The 19824-nt window shown below is 64.1% G+C and carries 19 protein-coding genes; 5 read left to right on the top strand and 14 right to left on the bottom strand.

Annotated features, from left to right (window positions below):
• The first annotated feature begins 6 nt into the window (after window positions 1-6).
• The 3 genes from infA to AC1EJR_RS10460 all read left to right on the top strand — a co-directional run bounded on the left by infA (window position 7) and on the right by AC1EJR_RS10460 (window position 1970).
• Complete coding sequence (gene infA / locus AC1EJR_RS10470; RefSeq protein WP_477147067.1) at window positions 7-228, top strand: translation initiation factor IF-1; 222 nt, start codon at window positions 7-9, stop codon at window positions 226-228.
• Between the two features lie 179 nt (window positions 229-407).
• The gene (locus AC1EJR_RS10465; protein WP_092289777.1) at window positions 408-884 is read left to right on the top strand and encodes a SixA phosphatase family protein; all 477 of its coding nucleotides are present in this window, start codon (window positions 408-410) and stop codon (window positions 882-884) included.
• A 234-nt stretch (window positions 885-1118) separates the two neighbouring features.
• Window positions 1119-1970: a GNAT family N-acetyltransferase gene (locus AC1EJR_RS10460; protein ID WP_441590501.1), complete on the top strand. Its 852-nt coding sequence runs from the start codon at window positions 1119-1121 to the stop codon at window positions 1968-1970.
• Window positions 1971-2087: 117 nt separating this feature from the next.
• Here AC1EJR_RS10460 and ppx read toward each other — a convergent pair whose 3' ends face one another.
• Complete coding sequence (gene ppx, locus AC1EJR_RS10455) at window positions 2088-3620, bottom strand: exopolyphosphatase (protein WP_477147027.1); 1533 nt, start codon at window positions 3618-3620, stop codon at window positions 2088-2090.
• A 132-nt stretch (window positions 3621-3752) separates the two neighbouring features.
• Here ppx and ppk1 point away from each other — a divergent pair, with 132 nt between their 5' ends.
• The gene (ppk1, locus tag AC1EJR_RS10450; RefSeq protein ID WP_092289783.1) at window positions 3753-5873 is read left to right on the top strand and encodes a polyphosphate kinase 1; all 2121 of its coding nucleotides are present in this window, start codon (window positions 3753-3755) and stop codon (window positions 5871-5873) included.
• Window positions 5874-5933: 60 nt separating this feature from the next.
• Here ppk1 and phoR read toward each other — a convergent pair whose 3' ends face one another.
• The 11 genes from phoR to AC1EJR_RS10395 form a co-directional block, all read right to left on the bottom strand.
• Complete coding sequence (gene phoR, locus AC1EJR_RS10445; RefSeq protein ID WP_477147026.1) at window positions 5934-7280, bottom strand: phosphate regulon sensor histidine kinase PhoR; 1347 nt, start codon at window positions 7278-7280, stop codon at window positions 5934-5936.
• A 154-nt stretch (window positions 7281-7434) separates the two neighbouring features.
• Window positions 7435-8142 carry a phosphate regulon transcriptional regulator PhoB gene (phoB, locus tag AC1EJR_RS10440; RefSeq protein WP_477113315.1) on the bottom strand — a complete coding sequence of 236 codons (708 nt, stop codon included), beginning with the start codon at window positions 8140-8142 and terminating at the stop codon, window positions 7435-7437.
• 36 nt (window positions 8143-8178) lie between these two features.
• Window positions 8179-8883, bottom strand: coding sequence for a phosphate signaling complex protein PhoU (gene phoU / locus AC1EJR_RS10435; RefSeq protein WP_092289787.1), 705 nt, complete (start codon window positions 8881-8883; stop codon window positions 8179-8181).
• Window positions 8884-8918: 35 nt separating this feature from the next.
• Window positions 8919-9707 (bottom strand): phosphate ABC transporter ATP-binding protein PstB, encoded by a 789-nt coding sequence (pstB, locus tag AC1EJR_RS10430; protein WP_092289789.1) that lies wholly within the window; start codon window positions 9705-9707, stop codon window positions 8919-8921.
• Between the two features lie 46 nt (window positions 9708-9753).
• Window positions 9754-10656, bottom strand: coding sequence for a phosphate ABC transporter permease PstA (pstA, locus tag AC1EJR_RS10425; protein ID WP_477147025.1), 903 nt, complete (start codon window positions 10654-10656; stop codon window positions 9754-9756).
• Window positions 10653-11618: a phosphate ABC transporter permease PstC gene (pstC, locus tag AC1EJR_RS10420; protein WP_477147024.1), complete on the bottom strand. Its 966-nt coding sequence runs from the start codon at window positions 11616-11618 to the stop codon at window positions 10653-10655. The genes pstA and pstC overlap by 4 nt, the downstream gene beginning before the upstream one ends.
• A gap of 139 nt (window positions 11619-11757) precedes the next feature.
• A complete protein-coding gene (pstS, locus tag AC1EJR_RS10415) occupies window positions 11758-12789 on the bottom strand; it encodes a phosphate ABC transporter substrate-binding protein PstS (RefSeq protein ID WP_441590502.1) in 1032 nt (343 codons plus the stop codon).
• Between the two features lie 202 nt (window positions 12790-12991).
• A complete protein-coding gene (gene glmM, locus AC1EJR_RS10410) occupies window positions 12992-14335 on the bottom strand; it encodes a phosphoglucosamine mutase (RefSeq protein WP_477113313.1) in 1344 nt (447 codons plus the stop codon).
• Window positions 14336-14340: 5 nt separating this feature from the next.
• On the bottom strand, window positions 14341-15219 hold the full coding sequence (folP, locus tag AC1EJR_RS10405; RefSeq protein ID WP_454757170.1) for a dihydropteroate synthase: 879 nt from the start codon (window positions 15217-15219) through the stop codon (window positions 14341-14343).
• An 84-nt stretch (window positions 15220-15303) separates the two neighbouring features.
• Window positions 15304-17187, bottom strand: a complete 1884-nt coding sequence (gene ftsH / locus AC1EJR_RS10400; protein WP_092289801.1) for an ATP-dependent zinc metalloprotease FtsH — start codon at window positions 17185-17187, stop codon at window positions 15304-15306.
• A gap of 153 nt (window positions 17188-17340) precedes the next feature.
• Window positions 17341-18006, bottom strand: coding sequence for an RlmE family RNA methyltransferase (locus AC1EJR_RS10395; RefSeq protein WP_092289803.1), 666 nt, complete (start codon window positions 18004-18006; stop codon window positions 17341-17343).
• Between the two features lie 73 nt (window positions 18007-18079).
• Here AC1EJR_RS10395 and AC1EJR_RS10390 point away from each other — a divergent pair, with 73 nt between their 5' ends.
• On the top strand, window positions 18080-18586 hold the full coding sequence (locus tag AC1EJR_RS10390) for a YhbY family RNA-binding protein (RefSeq protein WP_092289805.1): 507 nt from the start codon (window positions 18080-18082) through the stop codon (window positions 18584-18586).
• A gap of 54 nt (window positions 18587-18640) precedes the next feature.
• Here AC1EJR_RS10390 and AC1EJR_RS10385 read toward each other — a convergent pair whose 3' ends face one another.
• Both AC1EJR_RS10385 and greA read right to left on the bottom strand, forming a co-directional pair.
• Entirely contained in the window at window positions 18641-19144 is a 504-nt protein-coding gene (locus AC1EJR_RS10385) for a DUF4149 domain-containing protein (protein ID WP_092289807.1), read from the bottom strand.
• 13 nt (window positions 19145-19157) lie between these two features.
• Complete coding sequence (greA, locus tag AC1EJR_RS10380; protein ID WP_092289809.1) at window positions 19158-19634, bottom strand: transcription elongation factor GreA; 477 nt, start codon at window positions 19632-19634, stop codon at window positions 19158-19160.
• Between the last annotated feature and the right edge of the window lie 190 nt (window positions 19635-19824).

Below are 19824 nucleotides of genomic sequence, written 5' to 3'. Positions count from 1 at the left end.
AACAGATTGGCTAAGGAAGAACTCATTGAATTTGGCGGCGTGGTGTCGGAAGCCCTGCCCGACAACCGTTATCGCGTCACGCTGGAAAACGGCGTGGAAATCTGGGCATACGCCTCGGGCAAGATGCAGAAGCACCGTATCCGCATTCTGGCCGGTGACCGCGTGACCCTCGAAATGTCGCCCTACGACMTGACCAAGGGCCGCATCAATTTCCGCCACAAATCCTGAGTTCGCGCCGATCGGGCGAGCGCCGCTGTCACGCGGCTGACATCGCCCCCGCCGACACTGACGGGCTGCCTTCGGGCGGCCCGTTTTGTTTCTGGCGATTCGTTTGACGACGCGCGCCCCGCGTCTTGCCTTGGGCTACCCGCTTTACCATACTCAAGGCACAACGAATACCTGCCAACATGAATCTGATCTTGTGGCGCCACGCCGAAGCCGAGGACTTGCCTGACCCCCTCAGCCTCTCGCGCAGCGCTGACCTGCAACGCCCCCTCACGCGGCGTGGCCGCAAGCAGGCCGAGGCATCCGCCGCATGGTTGCGCGCCCATCTGCCCGCCGATCATCGCGTAGTCTGCAGCCCGGCCCTGCGCACGCGCGAGACCGCTGGCGCACTCAGTAGCAAGGTGGAAGTCCTGCCCGACCTCGCGCCCGGCGCCGATGTCAGCGCCATCCTCGCCGCCATCGACTGGCCGCAAGGCCACGAGCACACCGTGGTCGTGGGCCACCAGCCATGGATCGGCCGCCTGGCCAGCCTGTTGCTGGCGGGCCACGAAATCAGCTGGAGCGTGAAGAAGAGCGGCATCTGGTGGCTGTCCGCACGCACGCGCGACACCGAGGCCCAGGTCGTCCTGCGCGCCGTCACGGGTCCCGATTTCCTCTAGGACGATGCGGCAGATTCGCGACGGATCTGCCTCAATTCCGAGGCAAGGTTTTCAAACTGCAATACCGGTCCTTTTTTCGGATAACGACGATGGAAACACGGGAGGCCGCTGGCTAGAGTCGCCGGTGCGCCGCCCAACAGAGGGACGTCATGGAAGCGTCATCACTGCTTCACGGCACTGTCACCAGCCCTCTCTACATTGTTTCGAAGCCGTTTCGTCACCGAAAGGACATACATGCGCGACCTTCCGACGCCTACCCAGCCGCTGTTTGACGCTTTGCCCACTGGCCGCTCCGGCCAGTCGGCGCGGAGCCGTCTTCCTCGTCAGCCAGCACAGCACCAAACCCATGCACAAGCTCCAGCGCCTGCTTTCAGTGTGGCGTGGGCACGTCACCAGGACGAAGTAGCCGAGGCGCAGCGCCTGCGCTACAAGGTCTTCGCCGAAGAAATGGGCGCACGGCTCCAGTCGTCGTCCAATGGCACCGATGTCGACATGTTCGACGCCTATTGCGACCACCTGATCGTACGCGACCAGGAAACGCTGCGCGTGGTGGGCACCTACCGCGTGCTGCCGCCGCACCAGGCCAAGCGCGTCGGCTGCCTCTACGCCGAATCCGAATTCGACCTCGTGCGCCTGGCGCACCTGCGCCCCAAGATGCTGGAGCTGGGCCGCTCGTGCGTGCACCGMGACTACCGCTCGGGCAGCGTCATCATGGCGCTCTGGGCCGGGCTGGGCGAATACCTGCAACGCTACAACCTCGAGTCGATGCTCGGCTGCGCCAGCGTGCCGATGAGCGACGGCGGCCACTACGCGGCCAGCCTCCATCGTCTGTTCTCCGAGAAGTTCCTGGCACCGATCGAGTACCACGCCTTCCCGCGCACTCGCCTGCCGGTGGAAAACCTGAACCAGGCGCTCGACGTGGAACCGCCGGCGCTGATCAAGGGCTATCTGCGCCTGGGCGCGAAGATCTGCGGCGAGCCGGCATGGGATCCCGACTTCAACGTAGCCGACTTCCTGACGCTGCTGCGCGTGAGCGACATGAACCCGCGCTACGCCCGCCATTTCCTGGGCCTCAACCGCGGCTGAGTCCGCGACCGAAGCCTGTCGGCTCCCCGATCGAAACGGCACATTTCATCGGCATGAAAAAAGGCGACTCCGGAAACGGGGTCGCCTTTTTTACTGGCTGCTCGGAAGACTGCCGAATCAGACGTACACCACCTTGTAGCGCTTGCCCACGCGCTCCCATTCGTCGGACTCCTGCGCCAGGCTGTACTCGACGAGCGGGTTCCCATCGATCCACACCTTGGGCAGCCGCACTTCGAAACCCTCATCGAGAGCATCCGACCGCTGGCTGACCTCGATCTCGGGCAGCTTCACGTCCGCACGGCGCCGGCACAGGACAAAAGCCAGACGCAGGCTGAACAGCATGCGCCAGTCGACGAACTTGCCGCTGCCAGAGAGCTTGCCCAGCTTGCCCGCATGGCCCAGCAGCAGCGTCGCCAGCCGCGCCTGGTCGGTCTTCGAGAAGCCCGGCATGTCCGCGTGTGTGGCGATATAGGCCGAATGCTTGTGATAGCCGCTATGCGAGATTGACATGCCGATCTCGTGCAGGCTCGCCGCCCAGCCCAGTAGCGCGAGGTTGTCGTCGCGGCGCTCGTTGGGCGGATCGGGGAACTGGGCGAGCAGATCGCGCGCGGCCTGCCCTACCCGGCTCGCCTGCGCGCGGTCCACGGCGTAGCGGCGCATGAACTGGTCGACGGTGACCGTGCGCATGTCCTCGTGGTGGCTACGGCCGAGCAGGTCGTACAGCACGCCCAACCGCAGCGCGCCGTCGGTCACGTCCATGCGGTCCACATCGAGTTCGGCGAACACGCCCAGCATGATCGACAGGCCGCCCGGCAGCACCGGGATGCGGTCGGCCTTGAGGCCCGCGAGCTTCACACGATTGGCGTTCTCGGCCTTGATCAGCGCGCGCTTGAGCCGCTCCAGGCCCTCGCGCGTGATGCCGTGCTCGGCCGGGTTGTCGTTCATGCCGTTCAGCTCGATCAGCTCGGCCAGCGCGCGTGCCGTGCCCGACGAGCCCACTGCCTGCTGCCAGCCCGCCGCGCGGTACTGACGCACCAGCACCTGGATCTCGCGCCGCGCGGCCAGTTCGGCCTGCTTGAACGCGTATTCATCCACGTTGCCGCTCGGAAAGAAATGACGGCTGTGCGACACGCATCCGATATACAAGCTTTCCATCAGCTTCKACTGATAGCCGCTGCCAATGATGAACTCGGTGGAACCGCCGCCGATGTCGACCACGAGCCGGTTGCCCTGGCAGGCTGGCGCATCGTGCGAGGCGCCGAGATAGATCAGCCGCGCCTCTTCGCGCCCGGCGATCACTTCGATCGGGAAGCCGAGCGCACTTTCTGCCTCGATCAGGAATTCGGAAGCATTCTTGGCCACGCGCAGCGTGTTGGTGGCCACCGCACGCACGTGTTCTGGCGAGAAATCGCGCAGGCGGTCGCCAAAGCGGCGCAGCGCGTCGATGCCGCGTCGTCGCGCGGGTTGGTCCAGGTATTTGTCAGGCGTCAGACCGGCGGCAAGTCGTACCGGCTCGCGCAGGGCATCCACCTGGAAGATCTGGCTGGCAGGGCCGGAGGCCGTGGGCGTCTCGTCCACCCGCCCGATCATCAGGCGGAAGCTATTGGAACCMATGTCGACGGCGGCCAGCAGGCGGGGATTCTGTGTCATTGCGTGCGTAAGTAGCGCAGGATCGGTGCAAGTTTGGCAAGATACGTACAACCCCGCCAAACGCGTAAGATTATGTCCTTGTCATGTCTGTATCATGACAAAATCAAAGTGTCATCAAATTGACACGATTCTATGAAAAAGTCGCCACATCGCCAAAATAAGGTTCTACACATGATGACGACGCCGCCCGGCACGCTGCTGAACCGCGAGCTTGGCATTCTGGAATTCAATGCGCGCGTGCTGGCGCAGGCTGCCGACCCGAACGTACCGCTGCTGGAAAGGCTGAAGTTCATCTGCATCGTCTCCAGCAATCTGGACGAGTTTTTTGAAATCCGCATGGCGGGGCTGAAGGAGCAGATGCGTGATAACGCATCGGGCCTGACGCCCGATGGTCTCTCCGTCCTCCAGACCTATCAGCTCGTCACGGAGCGCACACAGCGGCTCGTGGCCTCGCAGTATGACATGCTGCAGAACGTGATCTTCCCCGCCCTCGAACAGGAAGGCGTGTTTTTTCACCTGACGAACACCTGGACCGACGATCAGCGCCGATGGGCGCGCGATTTCTTCACGCGCGAGCTGGGTCCGGTGCTGACGCCGATCGCGCTCGATCCGGCGCACCCGTTCCCGCGCGTGCTCAACAAGAGCCTGAACTTCGTCGTCGAACTGTCCGGCAAGGACGCCTTCGGCCGCGACGCCGACCTMGCCATCGTGCAGGCCCCGCGCGCATTGCCGCGCGTGGTGCGCATGCCGGAGAAGCTGTCCGGCTATCCGTATGGCTTCGTGATGCTGTCCTCGTTCATGCAGGCGTTCGTGCATGAACTGTTCCCCGCCATCGACGTGGAGGGCTGCTACCAGTTCCGCGTCACCCGCAATTCCGACCTGTTCGTCTCCGAAGACGACATCACCGACCTGCGCGAGGCGCTCCAGGGCGAACTGCCGGCCCGGCATTTCGGCGATACGGTGCGGCTCGAGGTCTCGTCCGATACCCCGCCCGCGCTCTCGCGCCGGCTGCTGCTGGAATCGGGCCTGACCGAGCAGGACCTGTACCGCGTGAGCGGCCCGGTGAACCTGGTGCGGTTGATGCAGATTCCCGATCTGGTCGACCGCCCTGCCCTCAAGTACCCGCCGCACGTGCCGGCACCGGTCAAGCCGCTCCTGACCGGGCTTGGCATGTTCGACGTGATCCGCCAGCAGGACGTGCTGCTGCACCATCCGTACGAGAGCTTCACCTCCGTGCTCGACCTGCTGCAACTCGCCGCGGCCGACCCGAACGTGGTGGCCATCAAGCAGACCGTGTACCGCACCGGCAATGAGTCGGCGGTCATGGAGGCGCTGATGACTGCGGCGCGCAACGGCAAGGAAGTCACGGTGGTGGTGGAGTTGCTGGCGCGCTTCGACGAGGAAACCAATATCAACTGGGCCGAGCGGCTCGAGTCCGCCGGCGCCCACGTGGTCTACGGCGTGGTGGGCCACAAGTGCCACGCCAAGATGCTGCTGATCGTGCGGCGCGAGGCAGCCGGCCCGAAGGTGAAGCAGGTCACCCTGCGCCGCTATGCGCACCTGGGCACCGGCAACTACCACCCGCGCACGGCTCGGCTGTACACCGACTTCGGCCTGTTGACGGCCGACGAGAAAGTCTGCGAGGACGTGCACCACGTGTTCCAGCTGCTGACCGGCACGGCCGGGACGATCCGGCTGAACCACCTGTGGCAGTCGCCGTTCACCATGCACAGCAACCTCGTCGAGCATATCCGCGCCGAGGCGCGCAATGCGCGGGCGGGCAAGCGGGCGCGCATCATCGCCAAGATGAACGCGCTGCTGGAGCCGTCGATCATCGACGAACTCTACAAGGCGTCGCGCGCGGGGGTGAAGATCGACCTGATCGTGCGTGGCGTGTGCGCGCTGCGCCCGGGCGTGCCGGGGATGTCGGACAACATCACCGTGCGCTCGGTGGTGGGCCGCTTCCTGGAGCACCATCGGGTCTACTACTTCCGTGCCGATGGCGAGGATGTGCTCTACCTGTCGAGCGCCGACTGGATGGATCGCAACCTGTTCCGCCGCGTGGAGGTGGCCTTCCCGGTGCTGGATCGCAAGCTCAAGGCGCGTGTGATCAAGGAAAGCCTGCAGGTGCACCTGCGCGACAACGCGTCCGCATGGCTGATGCAGCCGGATGGCCAGTACGTGCGCAAGCGCTCGGCGGCCAAGCGGCAGCTGGTGAGTCAGGCGGAACTGCTGAGGATATTCGGGAACTGATGGATTCGCCGATTCGCCCCTTCCCGCGTGCGGGAGGGGGCGATTTGCCGCGACCCGGTGTTACGCCGCGTGGCGGCGCGGGTCCGGCAGGTGCGATGCAACGGCCGCCGGCTCATAGCCACTGCGGTCCGTCGGGAAGACGATCCGGAAGGTGCTGCCGCGCCCGACCTCGCTGGTCACGCGCAGGTCGGCATGGTGGCGCGACAGGACATGCTTGACGATGGCCAGCCCCAGGCCGGTGCCGCCGGTGTCGCGCGAGCGGCTGCGGTCCACGCGGTAGAACCGCTCGGTCAGGCGCGGGATGTGCTCGGGTGCAATGCCCAGCCCCGTATCGCTGACCGAAAACACCGAGTGTCCATCGGTAAAACTCAGCCGGATCGCAATCCGCCCGCCGTCCGGCGTGTAGCGCACTGCGTTCGACACCAGGTTACCCAGCGCCGACAGCAACTCGCTCTCCGCCCCGCGCAGTACCACGCCTGTGTCGATCTCGGCGGCGATCTGGTGGCGGTCCTGCGAGAGCGCCTCCGCATCGTGCACAAGGTGGGCCGCCAGGGCGCCCACATTCACGCGATCCTGCGTCGGCGGCTGCACATCGCTCTCGAGCTTGGCCAGCGCCAGCAKGTCTTCGACGATCCGCTGCATGCGCATCGACTGCACCAGCATCAGGTCCACGTAGCGCCTGCGGTCCTCTTCGGACACCGGCAAGTCGCGCACGGTTTCCAGGAAGCCGGTGAGCACGGTCAGTGGCGTCTTCAGTTCATGCGACACATTGGCCACGAAATCGCGGCGCATGGCTTCGGTGTTTTCCACCTTGGTGATGTCCTGCGTCAGCACGAGCTTGCGGTTTTCGCCGTAAGGAAGGATCTGGACAGAGGTGATGTTGCGCTTGTGCTCGCCCATGTCGCGCATGACCAGCGGTTCGTCGTAGCGCTCGCGGGTCAGGTACTGAATGAACTCGGGGCGGCGGATCAGGTGCGTAATGCGCTGGCGCACATCGCGCCGCGCGTTCAAGCCGAAATGCTGCTCGGCCACGCCGTTGCACCATTCGATCTGGTCAGCATCGTCAAGCATCAGCACGCCGTAAGGCGACGCCTGGATGGCCTGGATAAAGCGCGTGTGCTGCTGCTCCACCTGGAGCACCTGCGTGCGCCAGCGCTTGACCAGCCGGTGCAGGCGGTAATAGACCTCGCCCCACAGCCCGAGCGCGCTCGGGATTTCGCCATAGGCGGGCGCGTCGAGCACCTTCCACAGCCGGTTGATCTGGAACAGATAGTAGCAAAGCTGCAGGAACAGCGCGATGCAAAGGAAGGTCAGGCCGGCAACCGGCCCCACAAAGACGTACAGACCGGCGGCGATAACTGCCAGGCTGACGAGGATGGCCGCGGATCGGGCCCAAATGACATTCATGAGAGGGATGTGGAGTCAGGCGGCCGGCCGGAGGCCGGGTCGACCGCAGTCGTTGCGACGGAGTGTGCCACGAATCCGCCGTGGCGATGGTGCCGGCGCGGCCCCTCTTACTGCTGCTCCGCGCCGGACTTGCCAGGATCTGGCGATCGGCGGATCAGTGGCTCGGCGAGCGCGCCAACCGATACCCGCTGCCACGTACCGTTTCGATCATATTGCTGTAGCCCCCGGGCGTCAGCGCGGCGCGCAGGCGCTTGATGTGCACGTCCACTGTCCGCTCTTCCACGAACACGTGATCACCCCAGACCTGATCGAGCAATTGTGATCGACTATGCACACGTTCCGGATGAGTCATCAGGAAGTGCAGCAAACGGAATTCGGTAGGACCAAGGTCCAGCTTGATCGGGCCGGAGTCATCCTGGCCGGTCACGCGGTGCGTGGCCGGGTCCAGCCGCAGGCCGTTGATGGCCACCAAGTCGTCGGTCAGCTGCGGCGCACGACGGCGCAGCACGGCCTTGATGCGGGCCAGCAGTTCCTTGGGCGAGAACGGCTTGGTGACGTAATCATCCGCGCCAGCCTCGAGCCCCATCACCTTGTCCTGCTCCTCGCTGCGGGCGGTGAGCATGATGATGGGAATCTGCTTGGTGCGGTCGTTGGTACGCAGTTCCTTGGCGAAGGTCGCGCCCGACTTGCCCGGAAGCATCCAGTCCAGCAACACGAGGTCTGGCAGGACATCGCTCATGAGGGACAGCGCCTGTTCGGCGTTATACGCTCGGATTGGATAGTGCCCCGCGTGCTGCAGGTTGACGGCGATCAGTTCTGCAATCGCCGGTTCGTCTTCGACAACGAGAATACTGCTTGGCATGTATGTTTTCTCCGCTTCTCAGTCTTGCCGCCAGGGTCAGCTCAGCGCTTCGCGCTCCATATCTTCGCGCGAGGTATGGCGCACGTCCGTGCCCTTGACGATGTAGATGATGAATTCTGCAATATTCTTGGCATGATCGCCGATTCGTTCGATCGCCTTGGCGATGAACAGGAAGTCCAGCGCTACCGAAATCGAGCGCGGGTCTTCCATCATGTAGGTGATCAACTTGCGCACGAAGGCGCGGAATTCATCGTCGATGGCCTTGTCATCTTTGACGATGCGCGCAGCCGCCACGGTGTCGAGCCGGGCGAAGGCGTCCAGCGCCTGGCGCAGCAGCGTGATGGCCATCTCCCCCGACAGCTTCACCTCGGAGTAGTTGATGTTGTGCGCCGCCGCGTCTTCCATGATGTGCTTGGTGCGCTTGGCCACTTTCTCGGCCTCGTCGCCGGCGCGCTCGAGGTTGGTGATGGTCTTCGAGATCGCCATCACCAGGCGCAGGTCACGCGCGGTGGGTTGGCGGCGCGCGATGATGTTGTTGCAGTCCGCGTCGATTTCCACTTCCAGCGCATTGAGTTGCTGTTCGCGGGTGATGACCTGGTCCGCCAGGTCGGCGTCGAAGTCGGCCAGCGCGCGCATGGCGAGCTCGATCTGCGACTCGACAAGCCCGCCCATCTGCAGCAGCTTGGTGTTGATCGCGTTGAGGTCGGCGTCGAACTGGGTCGACAGGTGCTTGTCAGTCATGATGTTCTCCTGGCCGGGGCGTGGAAGGTCTGCGATCAGCCGAAGCGGCCGGTGATGTAATCCTCGGTTTCCTTGCGGTGCGGCTTGATGAAGATCTTCTCGGTCTCGCCGAATTCGATCAGCTCGCCCAGGTACATGTAGGCGGTGTAGTCCGAGCAGCGCGCGGCCTGCTGCATGTTGTGGGTGACGATGACCACCGTGTACTCGTCCTTGAGTTCGGCAATCAGTTCCTCGATGCGACCGGTGGAGATCGGGTCCAGCGCCGAGCACGGTTCGTCGAGCAGCAGCACTTCCGGACGGATGGCGATGCCGCGCGCGATGCACAGACGCTGCTGCTGGCCGCCCGACAGGCCGTAGCCCGACTGGTGCAGCTTGTCCTTGGCCTCGTTCCACAGGGCGGCCTTCGAGAGCGCCCACTCCACGCGGTCGTCCATTTCGGAGCGCGAGAGCTTTTCGAACAGACGCACGCCAAAGGCGATGTTGTCATAGATCGACATCGGGAACGGCGTGGGCTTCTGGAACACCATGCCCACCTTGGCGCGCAGCAGCGCGATGTCCTGCTTGCTGGCCAGCAGGTTCTCGCCGTCCATGTTGATCTCGCCCTCGGCCCGTTGCTCCGGGTACAGCGCGAACATCTTGTTGAAGGTGCGCAGCAGCGTGGACTTGCCGCAACCGGACGGGCCGATGAACGCAGTCACCTTGCGGTCCGGGATGGACATGTTGATGTGCTTCAGCGCGTGGAACTGACCGTAATAGAAGTTCAGGTTCCGCACGTCGATCTTGGCGCGCACGGTGTCGGGAATGTCGATGACGGTAGAGGTCATGCTCGTGTCTCGCTGGAATTCGATGATCGGGGCACGTGGCGCCGGCTTATTTCTTGAACAGCATGCGCGCGACGATATTCAGCGCGAGCACACCGACGGTAATCAGGAACACACCGGCCCAGGCCAGTTGCTGCCATTCGGTGAACGGGCTCATCGCGAAGCGGAAGATCGTCACCGGCAGGTTGGCCATCGGCTTGTTCAGGTCGCTGGTCCAGAACTGGTTGGATAGCGCCGTGAACAGCAGCGGCGCGGTCTCGCCGGCGATACGGGCCACGGCCAGCAGCACGCCGGTAACGATGCCCGCATACGACGACTTGACCGTGATCGACATCACCATCTTCCACTTCGGCGTGCCCAGGGCCACGGCGGCCTCGCGCAGCGCGTTCGGCACCAGGTTCAGCATGTTCTCGGTGGTACGCACCACGATGGGAACCTGCAGCAGTGCCAGCGCGCAGATGCCGGCCCAGCCCGAGAAGTGCCCCATCCGCGTGACCACCAGCGCATAGACGAACAGGCCGATCACGATGGACGGCGCCGACAGCAAGATGTCGTTGATAAAGCGGATCAGGCTGGCCAGCGGCGACTTCTGACCATACTCGGCCAGGTAGATGCCGGCCAGGATGCCCAGCGGCGTGCCAATCAGCGTGGCCACGCCCACCATCACGAAGCTGCCGAAGATGGCATTGGCCAGACMGCCGCCGGCGGTGTTGGGCGCCGGGGTCATCTGCGTGAACAGGTCGAGCGACAGGCCGCCCACGCCCAGCGAAATGGTAGTCCAGAGGATCCACGCGAGCCAGAACAGGCCGAAGACCATGGCCGCGAGCGAGGCGGTCAGCGCGTAGACGTTCATGCGCCGGCGGGACGCCTGCAGCCGGGTGCGCACGGCGTCCGCATCGGGGCGAACGGCCGGGATCTGCGTGGCAGATACGGTTTGGCTGGCTTGGTTCATTTGCCCCCCTCATTCTTGGCAAGGCGCAGCAGCAGCACTTTGGACAGCGCCAGCACCACGAAGGTAATGAAGAACAGGATCAGGCCCAGTTCCATCAGCGCGGCGGTGTGCAGGCCGGCACCGGCTTCGGCGAATTCGTTCGCCAGCGCCGAGGTGATGGAGTTGCCGGGCGAAAACAACGAGACGTTGTCCAGCAGGTTRGTGTTGCCGATCACGAACGTCACGGCCATGGTCTCGCCGAGCGCGCGGCCCAGGCCAAGCATCACGCCGCCGATCACACCGGCCCGGGTGTACGGCAGCACCACGCGCCACATCACCTCCCAGGTGGTGCAGCCCACGCCGTACGCCGATTCCTTCAGCAGCACCGGAGTMACTTCGAACACGTCGCGCATCACCGAAGCGATGTACGGGATGATCATGATCGCCAGGATCACGCCGGCGCACAGCAGGCCGATGCCCAGCGGCGCGCCCTGGAACAGCTTGCCGATCACGGGCACCTGGCCAATCGTGTTGGCCAGCGGCCTCTGGAAGTACTCGCCGAAGATCGGCGAGAACACGAGCAGGCCCCACATGCCGTAGACGATGGACGGCACGGCAGCAAGCAGCTCGATGGCAGTGCCGAGCGGCCGGCGCAGCCAGGCGGGCGACAGCTCGGTCAGGAACAGGGCGATGCCGAAACTGACCGGCACGGCGATGATAAGCGCGATGATCGAGGTGATCAGCGTGCMGTAGATGGGGACCAGGGCGCCGTAGACGTCGGCAGGCGGATCCCATTCGGCGTTCCACAGGAACGAGATGCCGAATTTCTGGATCGAGGGCCAGGCGCTGAATGCCAGGGAAACGATGATKCCGCCCAGCAGCAGCAGCGTCACGATGGCGGCGCCGCGCGTCAGGCCGCCGAACAGGATGTCGCCCATGCGGCTGGGGGGCCGGACGGCGGGGAGATCGGGCGTAGTGGCCATGGTGGGATATGGAGTGCGTGGATGCAAGCGGCACGGCCCGCCTCGGTGACTTACCTGGGCGGGCCGGCCAGCCCTGCGGATGACAAGGCACGTGATCCGGTAGATCCTCGCGCCCTGCCCGTGCCGTCAGTACAGCAGCTTAGTACAGCGACTTGCCCGACGCGTCCTTGACGCTGGTCTTCCACGTCGTGCGGATCTGGTTCACGACCGATTCCGGCAGCGGCACGTAGTCCAGGTCAGCGGCCATGTTGGCGCCGCTCTTGTAGGCCCAGTCGAAGAACTTCAGCACTTCCGCGCCTTGCGCTGCCTTTTCCTGGCTCTTGTGCACCAGGATGAACGTGGCGCCAGCGATCGGCCATGCGGTCTTGCCTTGCTGGTTGGTCAGGATCTGGTAGTACGTCTTGCTCCAGTCCGCACCGGCGGCGGCGGCCTTGAAGGCGTCGTCGCCCGGCTGCACCACTTCACCCGAGGCGTTCTTCATGTTCAGGTGGGTCATCTTGTTTTGCTTGGCGTACGCGTACTCCACGTAGCCAATGGCACCGTTCAGGCGCTGCACGAAAGCGGCCACGCCTTCGTTACCCTTGCCGCCCGTGCCACCGCCCGGCCAGTTGACCGTGGTGCCTTCGCCCACCGTGCTCTTCCAGTCAGCGCTGACCTTCGACAGGTAGTTCGTGAAGATGAACGTGGTGCCCGAGCCATCGGCGCGACGGACCGGCAGGATGTCCTGGTTCGGCAGCTGGACCTTCGGGTTCAGGGCCTTGATGGCGGGATCGTCCCACTTCTTGATCTTGCCCAGGTAGATGTTGGCGAGCAGTTCACCGGTGATGGTGAGGTCGCCCGGCTTCACGCCTTGCAGGTTGATCACCGGCACCACGCCGCCGATCACCGTCGGGAACTGCACCAGGCCTTGCTTGGCCAGTTCCTCGTCCTTTAGCGGGGCGTCCGATGCGCCGAAATCGACCGTCTTGGCGCCAATCTGCTTGATGCCGCCCGACGAACCGATGGATTGATAGTTGACCTTGTTACCCGTAGCTTTTTGGTAGGCGTCTGCCCATTTGGAATACACGGGCGCCGGGAACGAGGCGCCTGCACCGGTAATTTCCGCCGCGAACGCAGTACCCATCACTACCATCGAAACGATGCCTGCCACGGCAGTCTTGACCAGCTTCATATGTCCTCCAGAGAACATGGTTGGGAATGACAAATTTTTGACATCCGAACTTTATGCTTTCTATATGACAGATCCGTGACAACACGAGATGTTCTTAAAGCGGCCTTTTGTGATGGCTAGTTAACTCGTATATGTGGAGAAAAAGGCATAAAAAATGACGCCAGCATCACGCTGGCGTCATTTTCGGTCACTACAGGAACGGTCAGGCGCGCAGCGAGTCAGCCAAGGCCTGGGCCGCGCGTTCGGCAGTCTCGACCTGTTCGGCCTCCACCATCACACGGACCACCGGCTCGGTGCCCGAGGCGCGGATCAGCACCCGCCCACGGCCTTCGAGTTCCGGCTCGATCTTGGCGCGCGCCACCTGCAACCCGGCATGGGTCTGCCAGTCGAAACCCTTCTCCACGCGCACGTTGATCAGGGTCTGCGGGAACAACTTCACGCCTTCCAGCAACTGCGCCAGCGTCTTGCCGCTCCGGCGCAGTGCAGCCAGCACTTGGAGTGCCGACACGATGCCGTCGCCCGTCGTGTGCCGATCCAGGCACAAAAGATGGCCGGAGCCTTCGCCGCCGAGCGTCCACTTGCGCTTGTTGAGTTCTTCCAGCACGTAGCGGTCGCCCACCTTGGCGCGAACGAATTCGACGCCAAGGCGCTTCAGCGCCAGCTCGACGGCCATGTTCGTCATCAGCGTGCCCACCGCGCCATCGACGCGGTGGCCAGCAGCCTGCCGGTCCCGCACGATCAGGTACAGCAGTTCGTCGCCGTTGTAGAGCCGGCCATCGGCGTCCACCACCTGCAGGCGGTCGGCATCGCCGTCGAAGGCCAGGCCCAGGTGCGCGCCGTGCGCCTTGACGGATTCGATCAACCGCTCAGGCGCCGTGGCGCCGTAGCCGGCGTTGATGTTGCGGCCGTCCGGCTGGTTGCCGATGGAGATCACCTCGGCACCGAGTTCGTGGAACACGTGCGGGGCGATGTGGTACGCCGCCCCGTGGGCGCAGTCCACCACGAGCTTGAGCCCGTGCAGGTCCTGCTCATACGGGAATGTGCTCTTGCAGAACTCGATGTAGCGGCCAGCCGCATCGTCGATGCGGCGCGCGCGGCCGAGGTCGTCCGAACGCACGCAGGCCATCGGCTCTTCGAGCTGGGCCTCGATCTTCAGCTCCGTCTCGTCCGGCAGCTTGTCGCCCGTCGACGAGAAGAACTTGATGCCGTTGTCGTAGTACGGATTGTGGCTCGCGGAAATGACCACGCCCGCCGCCAGCCGCAGCGCGCGGGTCAGGTAGGCCACGCCCGGCGTCGGCAGCGGACCGGTCAGCAGCACGTGCACGCCGGCAGCCGTGAAACCGGCTTCCAGCGCGGCTTCGAGCATATAACCCGAGATCCGCGTGTCCTTGCCGATCAGCACGGTCGGCCGGCCCTGGCTGGTTTTCTGGCCCAGCGCCAGCACCTTGCCGGCGGCGTAGCCGAGCCGCATCACAAAATCCGGCGTGATCGGTGCTTCACCAACCCGACCCCGCACGCCATCTGTCCCGAAATACTTGCGCGTCATCTGTTTCATTCTCCCGATTGCCCTGTACCGGCAACTGATTCATGGCGAATCGCCCACCAGGTCTTGATGGCGTCCACCGTCTGTTCCACGTCGTGCACCCGCACGATAAATGCGCCCCGCTCCGCCGCGCACACGGCCGCGGCCAGGCTGGCCGCCACGCGCTGCTGCGGCGGTCTGCCGCCGAGAATGGCGCCAAGCGTCGACTTGCGCGAGAGCCCGGCCAGGATCGGCAGGCCGTCCACGGCCAGTCGCGGCATTTGGCCGAGCAGACGGAGATTATGATCCGGCGTCTTGCCAAATCCAAACCCCGGATCGAGCGAAATACGTGCGTCGTCCACGCCCGCCGCACGCAGGGTTGACACCCGTTCGCGCAGAAACCCCTCCACCTCGGCCACCACGTCGACATACTGCGGGTCTTCCTGCATGGTCTGCGGGTCACGCTGCATGTGCATCACGCACAGGCCCGCCTGTCCCGCCGCCGCGCCGCTCACGGCTTCCACCGCGCCCGGCATGCGGAAGCCCCAGATATCGTTGATCAGATCCGCTCCGCCCGCCAGTGCCGCACGCATGACTTCGGGCTTGTAGGTGTCGATCGACAACGGTTTGCCACACGGCGCCAGGGCCTCGACGATCGGCATCACCCGGGCCAGTTCCTGATCCAGCGGCAGCGCCGCTGAGCCCGGACGGCTCGATTCCCCGCCAATGTCGATGATGTCCACGCCTTCGGCAATCATCTGCTCCGCGTGGCGCAAGGCCGCATCGCGGCCCGCATGCTGGCCACCGTCGGAAAACGAATCGGGTGTGACGTTGAGGATGCCCATCACCAGTGGGCGGCGGTTGCGGGCGAAATGGTAGCGCCCGCACTGGAAGAACTCGGTCGACAAGATCTGCTGTCCTGGAATGGAAAAAGCCGGTGCGCAGGGCACCGGCTTCTGAACTGCCCGCCTGCGAAGGCAGGGCAATCGCGATCAGGCCGTGGCAGGCGCGTTGGTCGGCGCCACCGGCGAACCGCCCGAAGGCGTGTTGCCACCACCGTTCTGGCCCGACACGTTACGCGGCGGACGCGGCGGCTTGCCAGCCATGATGTCGTTCACCTGATCGGCGTCGATCGTTTCCCACTCCATCAGGGCGCTGGTCATCGCCTCGACCTTGTCGCGGTGATCTTCGAGCAGGTGCTTCGCCAGCGCATATTGCTCGTCGATGATGCGACGGATCTCGCCGTCAACCTTCTGCTGGGTGGCCTCGGACACAGTCTTCGACGAGAGCTTGCCGAACATGCCGTCCTGCTCCGTATCGACATAGACCATGGCGCCGAGCGAATCGCTCATGCCGAAACGGGTCACCATGTCGCGGGCGATCTTGGTGGCGCGCTCGAAGTCGTTGGACGCCCCCGTGCTCATGGCGTTGAGGAAGACCTCCTCCGCCGCACGGCCGCCGAAGAGAATCGCGATCTCGTCGAGCATGTTGTCCTTGTACTTCGAATACTTGTCATGCTCCGGCAGCTGCCAGGTCACGCCCAGTGCCCAGCCGCGCGGCATGATCGTAACCTTGTGCACCGGATCGGCCTTCGGCAGCAGCTTGGCCACCACCGCATGGCCGGACTCGTGGTAAGCCGTKGCCTTGCGCTCTTCTTCGCGCATGACCGTCGACTTGCGCTCCGGGCCCATGAAGATCTTGTCCTTGGCGTCCTCGAAGTCCTGCATGTCCACCACGCGCTTGTTGCGGCGGGCGGCGAACAGCGCGGCCTCGTTGACCAGGTTGGCCAGGTCGGCACCCGAGAAGCCCGGGGTACCACGACCGATCACCGACGCGTCCACGTCGTTGCCGATCGGCACCTTGCGCATATGCACCTTCAGGATCTGCTCGCGGCCGCGGATGTCCGGCAGGCCCACGTAGACCTGGCGGTCGAAACGACCCGGACGCAGCAGCGCCTTGTCCAGCACGTCGGCACGGTTGGTCGCGGCGATCACGATGACGCCCGAGTTGGCCTCGAAGCCGTCCATCTCGACCAGCATCTGGTTCAGCGTCTGCTCGCGCTCGTCGTTGCCGCCGCCCATGCCGGCGCCACGATGACGACCGACCGCGTCGATTTCATCGATGAACACGATGCAAGGCGCCTGCTTCTTGGCGTTCTCAAACATGTCGCGCACACGGGCCGCGCCCACGCCGACGAACATTTCGACGAAGTCCGAACCGGAAATGCTGAAGAAAGGCACCTTGGCCTCGCCGGCGATGGCGCGTGCCAGCAGCGTCTTACCGGTACCCGGAGGGCCAACCAGCAGCACGCCGCGCGGAATACGGCCGCCCAGCTTCTGGAATTTCTGCGGATCCTTGAGGAAGTCGACCAGTTCGACCACTTCCTCCTTGGCCTCGTCGCAGCCGGCCACGTCCGAGAACGTGACGGCGTTCTGGTTCTCGTCGATCAGGCGTGCACGGGACTTGCCGAACGAGAAGGCACCGCCTTTCCCGCCGCCCTGCATCTGCCGCATCATGTAGAACCAGAAGACGATGATCAGCAAGGTTGGCCCGAGGTAGTACAGGGCCTGGACCAGCACGTTCGGCTCGTCGTCGGCCTTGCCGGTGACCTGGACGCCGTACTTCATCAGGTCGCCGACCATCCAGATGTCGCCCGGCGAGATGATCGTGTACTTGGCGCCCTCTTTGGGCGAAACCACGAGATTACGGCCCTGCACGTCGACGCGGCTCACCTTGCCGTTCTTGGCGTCATCCATGAACTGCGAATAGGTGACACCGTCCTGGGCACGTGGTTTGTCGAACTGCTTGAAGACGGTGAACAATACCAGCGCGATTACGAGCCAGATTGCCGCCTTTTGAAACAGGTTGTTATTCAAGGCCGAACTCCTTTGCAATTGCCTTGCCAACGGGATAGCTGCATTGCATTGTAATGCAGCCCCCGCCCCCGCAGGGAATCTCTGAATCTATGGTCCCGATAGTGCCCGAGGCGCCCCATGGCGGCAAGCCGCCCGGGGTGTCCGGCGCACGTTTCAGTCCACCGACTTCAGGTAACGCCCAAGAATAAAGGTTTCTGAAGACTTGTCGCGCGACGCCTTGGGCTTGCGCTTCGCGACTACCTTGAACTGGCGCTTGAATTTCTCCACGATCTGGCTATACCCGCTGCCGTGGAAACACTTTACCAGCAACGATCCCTCGGGTTTCAAGTGCGCCTGGGCGAACTCGAGCGCCAGATCGCATAAATACTCGATCCTTGCCGAATCGGCCGAAGACACACCGGACAAATTGGGGGCCATGTCCGAGATAACAAGGTCGATCCGGGTGCCGCCAGACGCGGCCAGGACCACCTCCTCGAATTCCCGGAATACCGATTCCTCGCGGAAGTCACCCAGAATAAAAGTGACGTCGGCGACAGGTTCCATCGGCAACAGGTCGATGGCGATCACCGCTCCATCGATCTTGCCATCCTTGGCGCGCGGCGAGGCCGCCAGCCGGTTGCGGGCGTACTGGCTCCAGCTGCCCGGGGCGGCGCCGAGGTCGACGATGACGTGGCCCGGCTGGATCAGCTTGTCCTGCTCGTCGATCTCCTTGAGCTTGTAGGCCGCACGGGCGCGATAGCCCTCGCGCTGCGCCATTTTCACGTAGGGATCGTTGATGTGGTCATGCAACCACGCGTGATTAAACTTGTTCTTTGCCATTTTTTGCTGATCTTTACCGCCTGCCGGCGTCATTTTGGCGGATAATACGCGCCATTCCGCTTTGCGCCCTGACATGCCCGCACTAGAACTGATACCTGCCCAACGCTCCTCCCTCCGCGCCCGCGCCCACGGTCTGAACCCTGTGGTCATGGTCGGTGCGGAAGGCCTGACCCGCGCGGTCCTGGCCGAGATCGACCGGAGCCTGGCGGCTCACGATCTGATCAAGATCCGTGTATTCGGCGACGAGCGCGACACGCGCATCGCCATTTATGAAGCCATCTGCGACGAACTCGACGCCGCGCCCATCCAGCATATCGGCAAGCTGCTCGTGATCTGGCGTCCGGGTCCGGCCCGTCTGGAAGAGAACCGGCCCGAGGAACTGGGTCGCATGGCCCCGCGCCGCCCGACCACTGGCACCGCGCCGCGCACCGTGACGGTCCGCAAGCCCAGCGCCGCGCCGAACCGTCGGCCCACCCGCAAGGAAGTGACCGTGCTCGGCAACGAGCGCGTGACCCAGGGTGGCAACGTCAAGCGCCTGCGCGCCCGCCCCAGCAGCCAGAAGAAGAAGGCGCTGGGCTGATCCGCCCTGCCCTGCCTTCCTGGCCTGAAGAACGCCCGCTTGTGCGGGCGTTTTTTATTCCCCGGCCGAACGCGGCGCTGCTGCGCGCCACACCAGCACTAGCGCCAGTATGCTGTGCACGAGGTAGATGACGCTCGACACGCCGTGCAGCATGCCGAACTGGCCCTTGAACGGCGACTCGGAGACACCCAGGTTCAGCGCCTGCGCACGGACCTTGAGGCCTTCCATGAACGGCTGCACGCCGAAGTAGCCGGCCAGCACGCAAACCAGCATGGCCAGCACGATCCAGCGCAGCGTGCGATAGCGCTTGGCACCGCGGCGGATCATCACATTGCACAGTACCAACTGCAGCACGCCCACCGTGATGCCGAGGATCGCCTCGGTCCGGAACAGGTGGCCGGCGATCATGCCTGCCATCTCACGGTTCGGCAGCACCGAAAACAGCGTCGGTGCCACCATGTAACCTACTGTCCACAAACTGCCGGCCCAAACAACGGTCAGCAGCAGGAAAATCCGGTGGGGCAGCGGCGGCAGGTTCGAATACGAGGAAGAGAACACGTGTGGGCGCCCGTCAGACGTAGCGGACGGTGATCACTTCGTATTCGCGCTCGCCACCCGGGGCCAGCACGATCGCCACGTCGCCTTCGAACTTGCCGATCAGGGCCCGGGCGATGGGCGAGCTGACCGAAATCTTGCCGCTGTCGAGGTCGGCTTCGTCGTCGCCGACGATCTGGTAGCTCACGGGCTTGCCCGATTGCAGGTCTTCCAGGTCCACGGTGGCGCCAAAGACGATGCGGCCGTCCGTGTCGAGCTGGGTCGGATCGATGATCTGGGCAGCCGACAGCTTCGACTCCACGTCCAGGATGCGGCCTTCGATAAAGGCCTGCTTTTCCTTGGCGGCGTCGTACTCGGCGTTTTCCGACAGGTCACCCTGCGCGCGCGCTTCGGCGATGGCAGTGATCACCGCGGGACGTTCGACGGCCTTGAGGCGCTGCAGTTCTTCCTTCAGGAGTTCGGCGCCACGCTTGGTAATCGGAATGGTGCTCATATCTCGTTCAACAAAAAAATGAGCCGCAGCGGAGCTGGAGCCATGCTCCCGGCAAGGTTGCCGGAAGCACTTCCGCTCGACCGCGGCTTTCGGATAGGACCGAACGGCCCGTAGGCCGTTCAATCGACGAATTCGACGTAGTGTAGGCCAGAAAGCCCGCCGGTATCAACCCGGCGGGTCTGGCGGTGCA

This window comes from Cupriavidus sp. 05T42, from assembly GCF_056396345.1.
This window is presented reverse-complemented; position numbering and strand designations above follow the sequence as displayed.